Here is a 15501-nt window from a genome sequence, read left to right as displayed (position 1 = left end):
CCTTGCATCGTGATCGGGTCCCATATTCGTGACGACAATTGTGCGCTAACATCGCCGAAAGCAGCGTGGAGATGATGGTGACGGACTACGTGAAGATCGAGAAGGGCCTTGGGCCTGAGGGCCGGATTGCGGTGGTCCGTTTCGACCGCGGCGATGGCATCAACGCACTCTCGCCGGAGGCATTGCGGCAGCTGACCGCGGCGGCGCGCAGTTTCGAGGATGACGCCGCGACGTCGGTCGTCGTCTTGACCGGCAGCTCGGGCGCGTTCAGCGCCGGCTTCGACCTCAAGGATGCGGAGGGACGTTCGCGCAAGGAGATGGATCTCGGCACGCTGCGGCGGCATCTCAAGCTCGGGCCGCGCCTGACGCACGCCTGGCAGGAGATGGAGCAAATCACGATCGGGGCGATCGAGGGCTTTTGCGTCGGCGGCGGGGTGGCCCTCGCTGTCGCGCTGGACTTCCGCATCATGGGCCGCAACGCGCATTTGCGCGTGCCCGAGATCGGGCTCGGCATGAACATGAGCTGGCAGAGCATCCCGCGCATGCTGCATCTGATGGGGCCGGCCCGCACCAAGCAGGCGGTTATATTGGCCGACCAGCGCATCAGCGCGGACGAGGCCTATGAATGGGGCCTGGTGGAACAGGTGACCGACCCCGGCCATTCCTTCGATGCGGCCATGGAGCTTGCCCGCAAGGTCGCCGCACAGCCGCCGCTGTCGGTCGCCATGACCAAGCTGACCGTCAACCGGCTCGCGCACGCGCTTGACGATCTCGCCAGCCACATGGATGTCGATCAGTTCGCGCTCGCCAGCCTGAGCGAGGATCACAAGGAGGGCGTCGAAGCATTCCTGGCCCGCCGAAAGCCACGCTTCAGGGGCCGGTAGATCAGGCGCGGCAGGACGATGATCCCGTCGGAAGATGAATTTTCTTCGGACGTAACGGATTGGGAAAACTTCGTCCAACTCCTCGCAAATATCTGACATTGCAAGGAAGACCGGAAACGGCGATGGTGCGTGCTGCGGTGCAGCGCGCTTCACCCGGCCGGCATCGCAATTTCATCCCCGTCGCTCCATGCGACCTGATCCCCGCACGCCCATGAGCGGCGCGGGCAAGCGAACTATTGTGCATGAAGGCCGTCTCCATGAACGCCTACCAATCGCTCGCAATCGGACAGCCGATCGAAAGGCTTGAAGCGATTCCCCCTGCCGTGGATGCGATGGTCCGTTTCGAGGGCATCTCAAAAACCTATCCGGCCTATCGCGGCAAGCCCGGCGTCAACGCGCTGCAGAATATCGACTTTGCAATTCCGCGCGGTTCCATTACCGGCGTGATCGGCCGCTCCGGCGCGGGCAAGTCCAGCCTGGTGCGGCTGATCAACGGCCTGGAGAAGCCGACCACGGGCCGCGTGATCGTCGACGGCCGCGACATCTCGGCACTGACTGGTCGAGAGCTGCGGCTGGCGCAGCGCTCGATCGGCATGATCTTCCAGCACTTCAACCTGCTGTCGTCGCGCACCGCTGCCGACAACATCGCGCTGCCGCTCGAGATCGCCGGCTGGGCCAAGGCCGACATCAAGGCCCGCGTGACTGAGCTGCTCGCGCTCGTCGGCATCGCCGACAAGCATGATCGCTATCCATCCGAACTCTCCGGCGGCCAGAAGCAGCGCGTCGGCATTGCCCGCGCGCTGGCGACGCGGCCGAGCGTGCTGCTGTCGGACGAGGCGACCTCGGCGCTCGATCCGCAGACCACGCGCGCGATCCTCGACCTGCTCGCGAACATCAACCGCGAGCTCGGTGTGACTATCGTGCTGATCACCCACGAAATGTCCGTGGTACGCCAACTCGCCAAGGAGGTCGTCGTGCTCGACGCCGGACACGGCGTCGAGAGCGGCCATGTCGCCGACATCTTCACCCATCCCAAGCATCCCATCACACAGTCCTTCCTGGCCGAGGTGATCGGCGACAGCCTGCCAGTGTCACTGTCGAGCCGGATCGTGCCGGAGCCTTCGGCCGGCGGCCACGCCGTGATCCGCATCCAGGTGGGCGGGGCAGGGGCCGGCGACACGCTGGTGGCGCGGCTTGCGCGCGAAATCGGCCGCGACGTGTCGCTGCTGTCGGCGCGCATCGACGAGATCGGCGGCCAGCATGTCGGCTCGCTCGTTCTCGGTATTCCTCTCGGTGTTTCCAGCGGCGCGGACGCGGTGACGCGAACGCTGGCCTTTATGTCTCAACATCAATTCCCAGCGGAGCATCTCGGCTATGTCGCCTGAACTCATCAACCTGATCATCCAGGCGACCTTCGAGAGCCTGTACATGGTCGGCATCGCCGCGCTGCTCGGCACCGCCTTCGGCCTGCCGCTCGGCGTCTTCCTCGCGACCAGCGGCAAAGGCGAGTTGTTCGCGGCCCCCATCGTCAATCGCGTGCTCGGCATCGTCGTCAACGCAACGCGCTCCACGCCGTTCATCATCCTCGTCGTCGCCATCATCCCGTTCACGCGCCTCATTGCCGGCACCTCGATCGGATCGAGCGCCGCGATCGTGCCGCTGACGATTGCATCGACGCCGTTCATTGCGCGCCTGGTCGAAGCTGCGATCCGCGAGGTGGACGGCGGCCTGATCGAGACTGCGTCCTCGTTCGGGGCCTCGCCGCTTCAGATCGTGTTCAAGGTGCTGATCCCCGAGGCGCTGCCCGGCCTGTTGCTGGCGCTGACGCTCGCCGTGGTCAGCCTGCTCGGCTATTCCGCGATGGTGGGCGCGGTCGGCGGCGGAGGGCTTGGCGATCTCGGCATCCGCTACGGCTACCAGCGCTTCATGCCGGAGATGATGCTGGCCGTCGTCGTCGTGCTGATCGCACTGGTGCAACTCGTCCAGAGCGCCGGCGACTATCTGGCGCGCCGGGTCAACCGCCGGCTGCGGCATCGCTGATCCTTCTCGTTCAATATCGGAGACTTCCATGCGTTTTCTGGCAACCCTTGCGGCTGCGGCCTTGCTCGCGACCACCGCCCAGGCTGAAACCATCCGTGTCGGCGTGACCGCAGGTCCCCACGCCGAAATTCTCGACGTCGTGAAGAAGGTCGGCGCCGAGCGCGGCCTCGACATCAAGGTGGTCGAGTTCACCGACTATGTGATCCCGAACCAGGCGCTGGCGCTGAAGGATCTCGAGGCCAATTCGTTCCAGCACGAGCCCTATCTGAAGAACCAGATCGCCAAGACCGGCTGGAAGATCGTCAAGGTCGCCAACACCATCGGCTCGCCACAGGGCGTCTATTCGCAGAAATACAAGAAGCTCGCCGACCTTCCGGAGGGCGCCCGCGTCGCCATCGCCAACGATCCCTCCAACGGCGCGCGCGGCCTGATGATCCTGGCCCTGCATGGCGTGATCAAGCTGAAGGACCCCAACTACGTCGCCTCGACCGTCGCCGACATTGCCGACAACCCGAAGAAGCTGCGCTTCGTCGAACTCGATGCGGCCCAGCTGCCGCGCGCGCTGCAGGACGTCGACGCCGTCTCCATCAACAACAATTACGCCGTGCAGGCCGGCCTCAACCCGGCCACCGACGCGATCGCGCGCGAAAACCCCGATGGTCCCTGGGTCAACATCCTCGCCGTCCGCGAGGAGGACAAGGATAAGCCCTGGGTCAGGCAGTTGATCGCGGCGTACCATTCCGAGCCGGTGAAGGCGTTCCTGGAGACGCGCTTCAAGGGCACGTATCTGCCGACCTGGTAGGCGGCAAGCGCGCGCGTCAGGCCGCGAGCCTCGCGCGGCGCAGCGTCTCCGAGGGCAGCTCGGCGAAGTGACGCTTGTAGTCGAGCGAGAACTGGCTGAAGTGCCAGAAGCCGTGCTGCACGGCGACGTCGTAGATGGATGTCCCAGCGCCGCCGGCGCGCTTCAGATCGCGCCGCACGCGGTTCAGCCGCATCGCACGCCAATAATGCATCGGGCTCGTGCCCAAAACCGCCTGGAAGCAATAGCCGAGCTTACGCGGACTGGCGCCGACCGCCTTGCAGACCTCCAGCAGCGACAGCGAATGGTTGCCGTTGCCGTGCATCAGCTCGCGCGCGCGATCGACGGTACGCTTGCGCGCGTTGGCGCTGCGGCCGGGATCGGTAGGGCGTGCGGTCGGCAGCATGTCCATGATCTCGACGAGGAGGGCGTCTTCGAGCGCCTGTCGGACGGCCGGATCTTCAAACCGTTCGGGCGCGGTCGCGATGGCCTCGTGAATGGCCTCAAGATGGGCTCGCAATCGTGCGACCGGCGCCTGCGCCATCTCGATCACCCGCAATTGGTGCCAGACCGCGCGCGGCAGATCGATCTCGAGCCGGGCGGCGAGATCCCGGATCAGCGCCGCACTGGCGACGACACCGCGCAGCTCGAATGACTTCGGCGTGCACAGATCGACCTCGGCATCGACGCAGGCGATGACCTGGGCGCCTGCAACGCTGGCGCCGTTGCAATTGACCTCGCTGTCACCGCGCCAGGGTAGACCAATGCCAAAGCTGTCGGCGCCAAGCTGACCGTATTGGCGAACCTGCTGGCTGGTGATTTCGCGGAACACCTCGACACGGGGCAGAGAGAGCTGGGTGAAGCTGCCGCGAAACGCGCCGGCGCTGATTTGGTCGTAGCGCAGCCGCCAGCGGCCAAGCGCGGCGCAGTGCTCATCGACATCCGTGCTGCTCGCCTCGATCAGGCCGGCAGCCGAGTCCTGAATCGGAGGAATTACGTTCAAGGCCATGATAATACGTCGAAAGTTTCCAGCCAAGACCAGCAATAAGTGTGCCAAGACTGACCCGCCGGACGGCCGAGTCCAGCAGAATATTGCCGGATCTCGATAACGCCCGATAGCGCCGCAGTGCAGATTTCCTTCCAGCCGCTCCGACAATCGCAGTCGGGATGGCCTTGCGGAGGATCGAGATGCGACCGACCCATGTCATGCGCGGCAGCCCGCCCGTGCCCGAGGCCCAGGTGACGCGCGCCAATTGGCGCAGCTTTCCCGCCATCCGCTGGGGCTTCACCCACACCCGCGAAGTGCTGCCCACCGCGGAGGTGCGCCGCTCGGCCCAGCCGACGCCGATTCGATGCGCGCCGCGCGAATTGTCAAAGCTCGGCTTCAAAGCCCCGGACGGCCAGCCGACGACGATCGAGGCCACGCTGCGCGAGACCTTTGGCGATGCACTGCTGGTCATGCACCGGGGCACTCTGATCCACGAATGGTACGGCGACGGCATGAGTGCGATCACGCCGCATCTGGTCTGCTCGATCAGCAAGTCGGTCGCGGGCACGCTCGGCGGCGTGCTGGCCGCGCGCGGGCTGCTCGATCCGGAGGCGAGGGTGGTGCGTTACGTGCCGGAGTTGGAGAATTCCGTCTACGGCAGCTGCACGGTCCGCAACGTGCTCGACATGGCCGTCGCCATCAAGTTCGAGGAAGACTACGAGGACCCAGCCGGCGACGTTGCGCGCTACCGCTTCTCCTCCGGCTGGGACGTGCCGCCTTCAGGTGTCGAGCCGAGCCATCAGCGCGCCTATCTCGCCACGCTGCGCGGTACCGGCAAGCCGCACGGCAAGGTGTTCCACTATGTCTCCACCAACACCGAAGTTCTCGGCTGGGTGTATGAGCGCGCCTGTGGCATGCCTTACCCTCGCATCCTCTCCGAATATCTCTGGCAGCCGATGGGCGCGGAGGAGGACGGCTCCCTCACGCTCGACAGCCACGGCATGGGCCGCATCGCCGGCGGGCTCTCGGTCACCGCACGCGATCTGCTGCGCTTCGGCGAGATGATCCGCAATCGCGGCGTCGTCGACGGCCGGCCGGTGGTGCCGGGCTGGTGGATCGACGACATCCACGAGAACGGCGATCCCCAGGCCTGGGCCGACGGCGACCTCGCCGACATCTTCCCGGGTGCCCGCTACCGCAGCAAATGGTACACACTTGATCCCGCGCGCAACGATCTTGCCGCGATCGGCATCCACGGCCAGTGGCTCTACATCGATGCGGCCTCCGACACCGTCATTGTCAAGCTCGCGACGCAGCCGAAGGCGATGGACGTTCCGCTTGACCATCGCTGGCTCGCCGCCTTCGGCGCCATCACCGCCCATCTCGCCCCGCGCTGACTTCTGGACATCATCATGCTTGATCCCGCCAAAGCCCGATCGCCCGCCCATGCCGCCACGGCGCATCCGCTCGATCCTCTGACGACTGAGGAGATCACGGCAGCCTGCACTCTGGTGCGTGCCGCCGCAACCTCGCCGGAGAACTGCCGCTTCCCGACGGTACGGCTGGAAGAGCCGACCAAGCAGGAACTGGCCGCGGGCGGAGCAGGGCGCCGTGCCTTCGTGCTGACACTTGACATCACCACCGGCGAGGCCATCGAGCACATCGTCGATCTTGGCCGCGGCGAGCTCGTCGATCGGAAACTCCTCGCCAACCGCGACGTGCCCTACGGGCAGCCGCCGGTGATGCTGGAAGAGTTCTTCAAGTGCGAGGCCGTGGTGAAGGCCGATCCCGGCTGGCGCGCGGCGATGCATCGGCGCGGGCTTGCCGACACGGACATCGAACTGGTGCAGGTCGATCCGTTCTCCTCGGGCTTCTTCGACATGGAATTCGAGCGCGGCGCGCGCATCGTACGCGCCGTCAGCTTTTTCCGCGAGCATCTGCAGGACAACGGTTATGCGCACCCGATCGAGGGCGTCGTCGCCGTGGTCGATCTGATCGGCGGCAAGGTCATCGATCTCACGGATGCAGATCCGATCGTACCGATCCCGCGCAAGAAGCGAAATTACGGCGCTCACGAGGTCACCAACCCGCGCACCGACATCAAGCCGCTGCATATCGAGCAGCCGGAGGGCGCGAGCTTCAAGGTCGATGGCTGGAAGGTCGACTGGCAGAAATGGAGCTTTCGCGTCGGCTTTACGCCACGCGAGGGCCTGGTGCTGCACCGACTCGCCTACCAGGACGGCGCGCGCAAACGGTCGCTGATCCACCGCGCCAGCGTCACTGAGATGGTCGTGCCCTACGCCGATCCGACCGCGAACCATTTCTGGAAATCGGCGTTCGATGCCGGCGAATACGGCCTCGGCGTGCTCGCCAACGCGCTCGAACTCGGCTGCGACTGCCTCGGCAACATCCATTATTTCGACGTGCCGGCGGCCGACAGCAAGGGCGAGCCCTTCGTCATGCAGAACGCCATCTGCATGCATGAAGAAGATTACGGAATTGCCTGGAAACACTACGAATTTCGCAACGGCCTGTTCGAGGTCCGCCGCTCGCGGCGCCTCGTGATCTCGTTCTTCGCGACGGTCGGCAATTACGACTACGGCTTCTATTGGTATCTCTACCAGGACGGCACGATCCAGCTCGAGACCAAGCTCACCGGCATCATCCAGACCGCTGCCGTGCCATCAGGCGAAACCTACAAATGGGGTGGCATGGTCGACGACAATCTGGGCGGACCGACGCACCAGCACTTCTTCAACGTGCGCCTGCACATGGATCTCGACGGCGGCGGCAACACCGTCACCGAGCACGAGTTCGTGCCGCGGCCATGGGGCCACGACAATCCCCATGGCAACGCCTTCACCACCACGACGCGCGTGCTGTCACGCGAGCGCGACGCGGCGGCGATCGCCAATGGCGAGACCGGCCGGTTCTGGAAGATCAGCAATCCGAACGAATCCAATTCGGTCGGCAACGCGCCGGCCTACAAGCTCGTGGTCAATCCGAGCCCGCTGATGCTGGCGCAGGAGGGGAGCTATGTGCGCAAGCGCGGCGGCTTTGCCACCAAGCATGTCTGGGTGACTGCGTTCGATGCCGACGAGAAATACGCCAGCGGCGACTATCCCAACGTCCATGCCGGCGGCGACGGCCTGCCGCGCTACGCCGCGCAAAACCGCAACATCGAGAATGCCGACATCGTGGTCTGGCACTCCTTCGGCCACACCCATGTCTGCAAACCCGAGGACTTTCCGATCATGCCGGTCGAATATGCCGGCTTCATGCTCAAGCCGACCGGATTCTTTGCGGCGAATGCGGCTGGCGACATCCCGCCGGACCGCAACAGCCGCAGCGTGCTGGCTGGCGGGAAGAGCACCGCCGCAACCTGTTGTCATGCGGACCCGGGGTAACATTCGGCGGCTTATGCCTTCGGCTTCGGCTCGCGGCGCTGATCGCGCGATGCAGCCATCGCATGCGGTCGCATTCCGAACCGACCGCCGAGTTTCGGTCTAGAAATATTCCAATTCTAAAGAAGCGACGTTGGGCGCATTGGTCGCAGAGTCTATTCCCCAGTCTCGATAAATTCTAACACCGCATCTCTCGCACTCCGGACCTGCCTGCGTTAGGGCGGGACATCAAAAATGATACCGGCGAAGCCGGCGGTGCGTGGGGCCTCGAAAGACGTGACTGACTTCCAACTCTCTTCGCGTGACGACACACGTCGTCGGCAGATTCAGGTATTTTTCCTCGGGGCGGTCAGCACATTGTCCCTCGTCGTTCCCTTCGGTTCCGTGGAGGCGCAAACGCAAATTCCCGCAGTCACCGTGGAAGCGCCGGCAGAGCGCGCCCGTTCGGCGGCAATTGCTTCGTCGCGAAGGGCGGCGGCAACTCGCACCGCACGCGCCAATCGTCGCCCTCCGGCGCACCAGGCCACCCTGACTCAGTCGGCATCATCGAACGGCGCCACGGGCGAACGCGCCAATGGTCCGGTGCGCGGGTTCGTCGCGACAAGGAGCGGCACCGCTACCAAGACCGATACGCCCTTGATCGAGACGCCACAGTCGGTGTCCGTCATCACCACCGATCAGATCAGGAACCAGGGCGCGGTCTCGATCGGCGAGGCCCTGCGCTACACCGCCGGCGTGAGTGGCGACGTCAATGGCGGCTCGGACACCCGCTTCGGCGGACTCCAGATCCGCGGCTTCGACATGACCATGCCGGGCCTCTACATCGACGGCTTGCGGATTCCGTCCAGCAACTACGTGCATTTCAACGGCCTCGATCCCTATGGCGCCGAGCGCATCGAGGTGCTCAAGGGCCCGTCCTCCGCGATGTACGGCGGCAGCGGCACCGGCGGCATCCTCAACTACGTGACCAAGCTGCCGACCGCGCAGCAGTTCGGCGAGGTCTCGATCTCCGGCGGCAGCTTCAACCGCTATCAGGGCCAGTTCGACATGGGCGGCCCCGCCAACAAGGAAGGGACCGTGCTGTGGCGTCTCACCGGCGTGGTTCGCGACGGCGAGACGCAGGTCGACTTCAGCAAGGACAATCGCGTCTTCATCGCGCCCGCCGTCACCTTCAAGCCGAACAAGGACACCACCATCACCTTGCTCGCCAACTACCAGCGCGATCGGGCAGGGTGGGGCCTCCAGTTCCTGCCGGCCGCGGGTACGGTGTGGCCGAACAACGGCCGCACCATTCCGGTCTCGTTCTTCGCGGGCGTGCCGAGCTTCGATGCCTTCAACACCGAGATTGCGACCGTCGGCTACCAGCTGGCGCACAACTTCACCGACAACATCACGTTCCGCCAGAACCTGCGATACGCCTATCAGCACAACGAGGAGAAGGTGTTTTACGGCGGCGGCTATACCAACGAGGCCGCGGGACAGCTCGCACGTTATGGCAGCTACAGCAACTCCTACATCAACTCCTTCGCGGTGGACAATCAGCTCCAGGGCAAGTTCACCACGGGCTTCCTCAGTCACACCACGCTGGTCGGGATCGACTACCGCAACACCACGTTCCGCGATACCGCGTATAGCGTCACGACGTCGGCCCCCGAGATCAACGTCTTCAATCCGGTCTACAGCTACGACTGGACCATCGGCGCCATGAGCGACAATACCGGCGTCAAGCAGTCGCAGGTCGGCCTTTACGCGCAGGACCAGATCAAGCTCGGCCGGCTCTCGTTCCAGTTCGGCGGCCGCCAGGATTTCGTGACGACGCAGGTCGATAATGGTCTCGCCAACACCTCGGTCTCGAAGGACGCGTCGGCCTTCACCGGCCGGGCCGCCGTGATGTACAATTTCGACAACGGCATCGCGCCATATTTCAGCTATTCGGAATCCTTCCTGCCGGTGCTCGCGACGGCTTCCGGTCAGTTGCTCAATCCAGAGACCGGAGTCCAGTACGAAGTCGGCATCAAGTACCAACCGATCGGATGGAATGCCCTGTTCACCTTCGCCGCCTTCGACCTGACGCGCGACAACGTCGTCACCTACGCGCCTCCGAGCTATCTCGCGGAACAGACCGGTCAGGTGAAATCGCGCGGCATCGAGCTCGAAGGTACGATGTCGCTCGCCGACGGCTGGAACCTGCGCGCGGCCTATGCCTATGTCGATGCCGTGGTCACGCAGGATCCGGTCAATGTCGGCAAGGCCCCGGTTACCGTGCCGCTCAACCGCGCCTCGCTGTGGAGCGACTATACGCTCCAGAACGGCCCACTGGCGGGCTTGCAGTTCGGCGGCGGCATCCGCTATGTCGGCGCAACCTGGGGCGACGACGCCAACACGTTCAAGGTGGGAGCCTCGACCGTGCTGGATGCGTTGCTCGCTTACACCAAGGACAATTGGCGCCTGTCGCTGAACGTCACCAATCTCGCCGACACCCGCTATGTCGCCGCATGCTACAGCCTGTCGGGCTGCTTCTATGCGGAAAGGCGGAAAGCCATCGCCAGGCTGACCTACCGCTGGTGAGCACGAGGCGAGAGCGGTCCGGCGTTGCAGGCCGGACCTGTTCCTTTCACCGATCAGAACGGGTAGTGCCGGGGCCCGGTCTGCACGGTGATCCAGCGCAGCTCGGTGAATTCGTCGATTGCGGCCTTGCCGCCGAAGCGGCCGTAGCCTGACGCCTTGGTGCCGCCGAACGGCATCTGAGGCTCGTCATGCACAGTCGGGGCGTTGACGTGGCAGATGCCCGCCTCGATCCGCCTGGCCACGCCGAGCGCACGGGCGATGTCGCGGCCGAACACGGCGGAGGAGAGGCCGTATTCGGTGTCATTGGCCACGCGCACGGCCTCGTCTATTCCGCTCACGCGCACAACGGTCACGACCGGACCAAAGCTCTCCTCACCATAGATCCGCATCGCCGGCGTGACATGATCAACGATGGTGGCGGGCATGATGGTGCCGCTGCCGTGACCGCCGGCAGCGAGGACGGCGCCCTTGGCGACGGCATCGTCGATCAGGCCCCGGACGCGCTCGCAGGCAGCGTCACTGACCAGCGAGCCGAGCACCACATTCCCCTTGCGGGGATCGCCGAAGGGAAGGCTCCTGGCCTTGGCGGCGAACTTGGCGATGAAGGCATCCGCAACCTTGTCGTCGACGACGATCCGCTCGGTCGACATGCAGATCTGACCCTGGTTCATGAAGGCGCCGAACGCTGCCGCATTCACGGCGGCGTCGAGGTCGGCATCGTCGAGGATCACGAGCGGGGCCTTGCCGCCAAGCTCCAGCAGCGCGCGCTTCAGGTGCTTTGCGCATGCCAGCGCGATGAGGCGGCCGACGCGGGTCGAGCCGGTGAAGTTGACGCGACGGATCGCAGGATGGGCGATCAGAGCTTCGACCACCGCCTGCGCATCCTCGGGCGCGTTGGTCACGACATTGACGACGCCGTCACCGAGGCCGGCCTCCGCCAGGCAGCTTCCGATCAGCCGGTGCACGCCGGGGCTCATCTCGGATGCCTTCAGCACCACGGTGTTGCCGCAGGCGAGCGGCATCGCGACCGAGCGCACGCCGAGGATCACGGGGGCGTTCCACGGCGCGATGCCGAGCACGACGCCGACCGGCTGGCGAAACGCCATGGCGAGGTTGTCGGGCTTGTCGGTCGGAATGACTTCGCCGGATATCTGCGTCGTCATGGCCGCGGCTTCGCGCAGCATGCCTTCGGCGAGATGCACGTTGAAGCCGGCCCAGCCCGCGGTGGCGCCCGTTTCGGCGACCATCAGCGCGGTGAACTCCGCCGCCCGGCGCGCGAGGATGTCGGCGGCCGCATTGAGCCGTTTGCGGCGCTCGGACGGACCAAGCTGCGACCAGGCCGGGAAGGCGGCGGCCGCAGCGTCCGCGGCCCGCATCGCGTCGTTGATCGAGGCCGCCGCCACGATGGTCGCGACGTCTCCGGAGATCGGGTTGTGGCGCTGGAAGGTGCGCTGGTTGCTGGCCGACTGGTCCTTGCCGCCGATGAGAAGGTCGATCGCGTTCATGAAGCACTCCAAAGGTTGCAGGCGGATTGAGTGATTATGGTGGGGACGGGGCCGCGCGCGCCTTGCCGAGATAGGCGCGCTGGACCTTCGGATCGTTCTTCATCGCACTGGCCGGTCCGCTGCCGGCGTTGCGGCCGGACTCGATCAGGTAGACACGGTCGGCGATGTCGAGGCTGGCCCGCGCATTCTGCTCGACCAGCAGCACGCTGAGGCCGCTGCTGCGGATCTCCGCCAGCGCGCGGAAGACCTCGCGGCTGAGGAGGGGCGACAGGCCGAGCGAGGGCTCATCGAGCAGGAGCAGCAGCGGGTTCGACATCAGCGCCCGGCCGATCGCCACCATCTGCTGCTCGCCGCCGCTCATGGTGCGAACGGCCTGGGCCATACGCTCGGCAAGCCGCGGGAACAGCCGGAGGATCCTTCCGAGCCGGTCCGCCTCGCCTGCGCGGGCACGGGCGGGGTAGGCACCGAGCTGCAGATTCTCGGCAACCGTCAGATCGCCGAACACGCCGCGGCCTTCGGGCACCAGCGCGATGCCGCGCTCCACGATCAGATGGGCGGGCAGCTCGCCAATGTGATGTCCCGCGAACCGGATCGTTGCGCCCGGCGCCGGTTTGACCAGCCCCGCGATGCTCTTGAGCAAGGTGGACTTGCCGGCGCCGTTGGCGCCGAGGATGGCGACGATCTCGCCTTGCTCGATACCGAGCGCAATGTCGGCGAGGGCCTGGTGCTTCCCATAGAAGTGGGAGAGGGCGGCGACCTCAAGCATCGTCGCCTCCGAGATAGGCTGCAACGACTTTCGGATCGGACAACACGGCCTCCGGCGCGCCGCGCGCGATCACGCTGCCGGCGTTCATGACGATGCAATGGCTGCACAGCGCTCGGATCGCATCCATCACATGCTCGACCATGATGATGGTGAGGCCGCGGTCGCGCAATTTCGCGATCAGCGCGATGCCGGTCTCGAGTTCGCTCGGATTGAGGCCCGCCAGCCATTCGTCGAGCAGCACGAGGCGCGGCTGCAGCGCCAGCGCGCGGGCGAGCTCGAGGCGTTTCTGGTCGATATAGGTCAGCTCGCTCGCGGGCGCTTCCTGCATCTTGCCGAGCCCGACCAGGTCCAGCAGCTCGCTCGCCGTTGCGCCCGAGCCGTTGGACGTCGAGAACAGCCGCGCCGCTGCAACGTTTTCGGCCACCGTCAGGTCCGGCATCACGCGCACCAGCTGGAACGTGCGCGCCAGGCCGAGGCGCGCGATCTGGTGCGCGCGCAGGCCGTTGAGGACGATGCCACCCAGCCGGATCGTGCCCGAGGAGGGCCGCAACGCCCCGGACAGCGTATTCAGCAGCGTCGTCTTGCCGGATCCGTTCGGGCCGATGATGCCGATGATCTCGCCCGGCGCGGCCGTGAAGCTGACACCGTCGACGGCGCGCAATCCGCTGAACGATTTGCTGACGCCGTCGACCGCGAGCAGCGGTGCATCGCTGGTGCGGGGGGGCGCGGCGGCGGGACCGCCGGCCGGAACGCGCCAGCGGCGGCCCGCCCCGAACAAGCCGATCACGCCATTCGGCAACACCATCACGATGAGCACGAAGATGACGCCGAGCACGATGCTGAAATGGTTGGGCAGCGTCGCGGTCAGCACCTCGAACAGCAGGACGAGGGGAATGACGCCCAGCACGGGCCCGAACAACGAGCCCGCGCCGCCCAGCAAGGCCATGATCACGACCTGGAACGAGATGGTCGGATTGAATGCAATGGCCGGATCGATATAGGTCCAGCGTGGCGCCATGACCGCGCCGGTCACCGCCATGAAGGTCGCGCTCAGAATGAAGACGCCGAGCTTGACCCGCGTGGCGTCGATGCCGGAATGGCTCGCCGCGGTTTCGTCGGCGCCGATGGCACGCAGGGCCAGCCCGTAGCGCGAGCGTCCGAGCATCCAGCCCACCAGGAAGACAATCGCGGTCAAGCCCAGGAGCTGCCAGTAGAGAACGTCCTGCGTCACCGCGCTGAAGAGATAGCGGCCGACCGATTTGTGGATGTTGACCTCGTACCAGATCACGAGCTGCCGGATCAGCTCGGCCAGGCCGAAGGAGAAGATCACGAAATAGATACCGGACAGCCGCAGCGTCGAAAGCCCGGTGACAGCGGCGGTAAGTGCGCCCACGCCGGCTGCGGCCAGCAGCACGGCCGGCCAGGGCATGGTCTCGCCGAGCACCGCAGCCGTGTAAGCGCCGAGCCCGAAGAACGCGACCGTGGCAAGCGAGATGTAGCGCGTCGGGCCCGAAAACATCGCCCACGCGGTCGCCAGGATCGTGAAATAGAGCACGCTGATGCCGAGCGCGAGATAATAGCCGTTGGCATAGAGCGGATAGGTGACGAGGCCGGCGGCGAGGGCGAGGCCGGCGCACCACAGCAAGATCCGGACGGCCCCCGTCATGACGCGGCCCTGCCGAACAGGCCGGTCGGCTTGATCACGAGGACGCCGAGAAACAGCGTGTAGGTCGCGGCCAGCGTCAGGCCGGGATCGACCAGCCGCGCCACCGCGGTTTCGACCACACCAAGCAGCAACCCGGCGACCAGCGCGCCGATGACGTTGCCGACACCGCCCATGATGACGACGACCAGTGCCTTCATCGTGAAGACCACGCCCATCGCGGCATTGAAGGTGAGGAACATGCTGATCAGAACGCCGCCGACGGCGACGAGGCCGCCGCCAAAGGCAAACGCCAGCCCCGACAGGGCCGCAACGTCGATGCCGACGAGACGCGCGGCGTTGGCATCGACGGCGATGGCGCGTACCGCAGTGCCGATCCGGGTGCGGGTGAGGGCGAGGTACACGGCGCCGCCGACCAGGGCCGCGAACAGCAGCGCGACGAGCCGATTGACGGCAAGCGTCGAGCCCATGATCGTCAGCGGAATGGAGAGATAGCTATAGCTGTAATACTGGCCGCCGAAGGCGACCAGCATGGCGCCCTGGATCACGAACAGCACGCCGAAGGTGACGAGGATGCTGTCGATCTCCTGCGCGCCCCGGTCCTTGCCGCGACGCATCAGCCGTTCCAGCAGGAAGCGATACAGCAGCCAGTTCAGCACCATCGCGACCGGGACCGCCAGCAGTAGCGCCGCAAGCGGGCTCAGCCCAAGGCCGCCGTAGAGCGAGAACGCGCCGAAGGCGGCCGCGACCAGCGACTCTCCATAGGAGAGGTTCATGATCCGCGCCACGCCATATTGCAGCGTCAGCCCGAGCGCGATCAGCGCGTACATGCCGCCGAGCACGAGGCCCGGCAGGATGATGTCCACAAGCAGCATGAAACGGCG

General features: G+C 65.6%; 12 protein-coding genes. 7 read left to right on the top strand and 5 right to left on the bottom strand.

Features of this window, described 5'->3' with window-relative positions:
* Window positions 1–77: 77 nt before the first annotated feature.
* From ACM42_RS13530 to ACM42_RS13515, 4 genes are all read left to right on the top strand, one after another.
* Window positions 78–884 carry an enoyl-CoA hydratase/isomerase family protein gene (locus tag ACM42_RS13530; RefSeq protein WP_271528388.1) on the top strand — a complete coding sequence of 269 codons (807 nt, stop codon included), beginning with the start codon at window positions 78–80 and terminating at the stop codon, window positions 882–884.
* Between the two features lie 242 nt (window positions 885–1126).
* Complete coding sequence (locus ACM42_RS13525; protein WP_271528387.1) at window positions 1127–2269, top strand: methionine ABC transporter ATP-binding protein; 1143 nt, start codon at window positions 1127–1129, stop codon at window positions 2267–2269.
* A complete protein-coding gene (locus ACM42_RS13520; RefSeq protein WP_028180183.1) occupies window positions 2259–2924 on the top strand; it encodes a methionine ABC transporter permease in 666 nt (221 codons plus the stop codon). Before ACM42_RS13525 ends, ACM42_RS13520 begins: the two co-directional genes overlap by 11 nt.
* Before the next feature lie 28 nt (window positions 2925–2952).
* Entirely contained in the window at window positions 2953–3726 is a 774-nt protein-coding gene (locus ACM42_RS13515; RefSeq protein WP_271528386.1) for a MetQ/NlpA family ABC transporter substrate-binding protein, read from the top strand.
* Between the two features lie 16 nt (window positions 3727–3742).
* On the opposite strand, the gene ACM42_RS13510 is transcribed toward ACM42_RS13515, so the two are convergent.
* On the bottom strand, window positions 3743–4732 hold the full coding sequence (locus tag ACM42_RS13510; RefSeq protein WP_271528385.1) for a helix-turn-helix domain-containing protein: 990 nt from the start codon (window positions 4730–4732) through the stop codon (window positions 3743–3745).
* A 179-nt stretch (window positions 4733–4911) separates the two neighbouring features.
* Between ACM42_RS13510 and ACM42_RS13505 the strand changes: the two genes are divergently transcribed.
* From ACM42_RS13505 to ACM42_RS13495, 3 genes are all read left to right on the top strand, one after another.
* Entirely contained in the window at window positions 4912–6108 is a 1197-nt protein-coding gene (locus ACM42_RS13505; protein ID WP_271528384.1) for a serine hydrolase domain-containing protein, read from the top strand.
* A 15-nt stretch (window positions 6109–6123) separates the two neighbouring features.
* A complete protein-coding gene (locus ACM42_RS13500) occupies window positions 6124–8118 on the top strand; it encodes a primary-amine oxidase (protein ID WP_271528383.1) in 1995 nt (664 codons plus the stop codon).
* 579 nt (window positions 8119–8697) lie between these two features.
* Window positions 8698–10683 carry a TonB-dependent siderophore receptor gene (locus tag ACM42_RS13495; protein ID WP_271528382.1) on the top strand — a complete coding sequence of 662 codons (1986 nt, stop codon included), beginning with the start codon at window positions 8698–8700 and terminating at the stop codon, window positions 10681–10683.
* A gap of 53 nt (window positions 10684–10736) precedes the next feature.
* On the opposite strand, the gene ACM42_RS13490 is transcribed toward ACM42_RS13495, so the two are convergent.
* From ACM42_RS13490 to ACM42_RS13475, 4 genes are read right to left on the bottom strand one after another with little or no spacing between them, the layout of a single operon-like run.
* Entirely contained in the window at window positions 10737–12188 is a 1452-nt protein-coding gene (locus ACM42_RS13490) for an aldehyde dehydrogenase (RefSeq protein WP_271528381.1), read from the bottom strand.
* Window positions 12189–12222: 34 nt separating this feature from the next.
* Window positions 12223–12954 (bottom strand): ABC transporter ATP-binding protein, encoded by a 732-nt coding sequence (locus ACM42_RS13485; RefSeq protein WP_271528380.1) that lies wholly within the window; start codon window positions 12952–12954, stop codon window positions 12223–12225.
* A complete protein-coding gene (locus ACM42_RS13480) occupies window positions 12947–14620 on the bottom strand; it encodes a branched-chain amino acid ABC transporter ATP-binding protein/permease (protein WP_271528379.1) in 1674 nt (557 codons plus the stop codon). The genes ACM42_RS13485 and ACM42_RS13480 overlap by 8 nt, the downstream gene beginning before the upstream one ends.
* Window positions 14617–15492 (bottom strand): branched-chain amino acid ABC transporter permease, encoded by an 876-nt coding sequence (locus ACM42_RS13475; protein ID WP_271528378.1) that lies wholly within the window; start codon window positions 15490–15492, stop codon window positions 14617–14619. The genes ACM42_RS13480 and ACM42_RS13475 overlap by 4 nt, the downstream gene beginning before the upstream one ends.
* Window positions 15493–15501 lie beyond the last annotated feature (9 nt).

The sequence above is a fragment of the Bradyrhizobium sp. CCBAU 25338 genome (genome assembly GCF_028128965.1).
Classification (GTDB): domain Bacteria; phylum Pseudomonadota; class Alphaproteobacteria; order Rhizobiales; family Xanthobacteraceae; genus Bradyrhizobium; species Bradyrhizobium liaoningense.
This window is presented reverse-complemented; position numbering and strand designations above follow the sequence as displayed.

Bases quoted from the DNA above. Each gene is read 5' to 3' on its own strand.
- ACM42_RS13525 (WP_271528387.1), top strand. From the start codon at position 1,127: ATGAAGGCCGTCTCCATGAACGCCTACCAATCGCTCGCAATCGGACAG.
- ACM42_RS13490 (WP_271528381.1), bottom strand. From the start codon at position 12,188: ATGAACGCGATCGACCTTCTCATCGGCGGCAAGGACCAGTCGGCCAGC.
- ACM42_RS13515 (WP_271528386.1), top strand. From the start codon at position 2,953: ATGCGTTTTCTGGCAACCCTTGCGGCTGCGGCCTTGCTCGCGACCACC.
- ACM42_RS13500 (WP_271528383.1), top strand. From the start codon at position 6,124: ATGCTTGATCCCGCCAAAGCCCGATCGCCCGCCCATGCCGCCACGGCG.
- ACM42_RS13520 (WP_028180183.1), top strand. From the start codon at position 2,259: ATGTCGCCTGAACTCATCAACCTGATCATCCAGGCGACCTTCGAGAGC.
- ACM42_RS13480 (WP_271528379.1), bottom strand. From the start codon at position 14,620: ATGACGGGGGCCGTCCGGATCTTGCTGTGGTGCGCCGGCCTCGCCCTC.
- ACM42_RS13485 (WP_271528380.1), bottom strand. From the start codon at position 12,954: ATGCTTGAGGTCGCCGCCCTCTCCCACTTCTATGGGAAGCACCAGGCC.
- ACM42_RS13475 (WP_271528378.1), bottom strand. From the start codon at position 15,492: ATGCTGCTTGTGGACATCATCCTGCCGGGCCTCGTGCTCGGCGGCATG.
- ACM42_RS13510 (WP_271528385.1), bottom strand. From the start codon at position 4,732: ATGGCCTTGAACGTAATTCCTCCGATTCAGGACTCGGCTGCCGGCCTG.
- ACM42_RS13505 (WP_271528384.1), top strand. From the start codon at position 4,912: ATGCGACCGACCCATGTCATGCGCGGCAGCCCGCCCGTGCCCGAGGCC.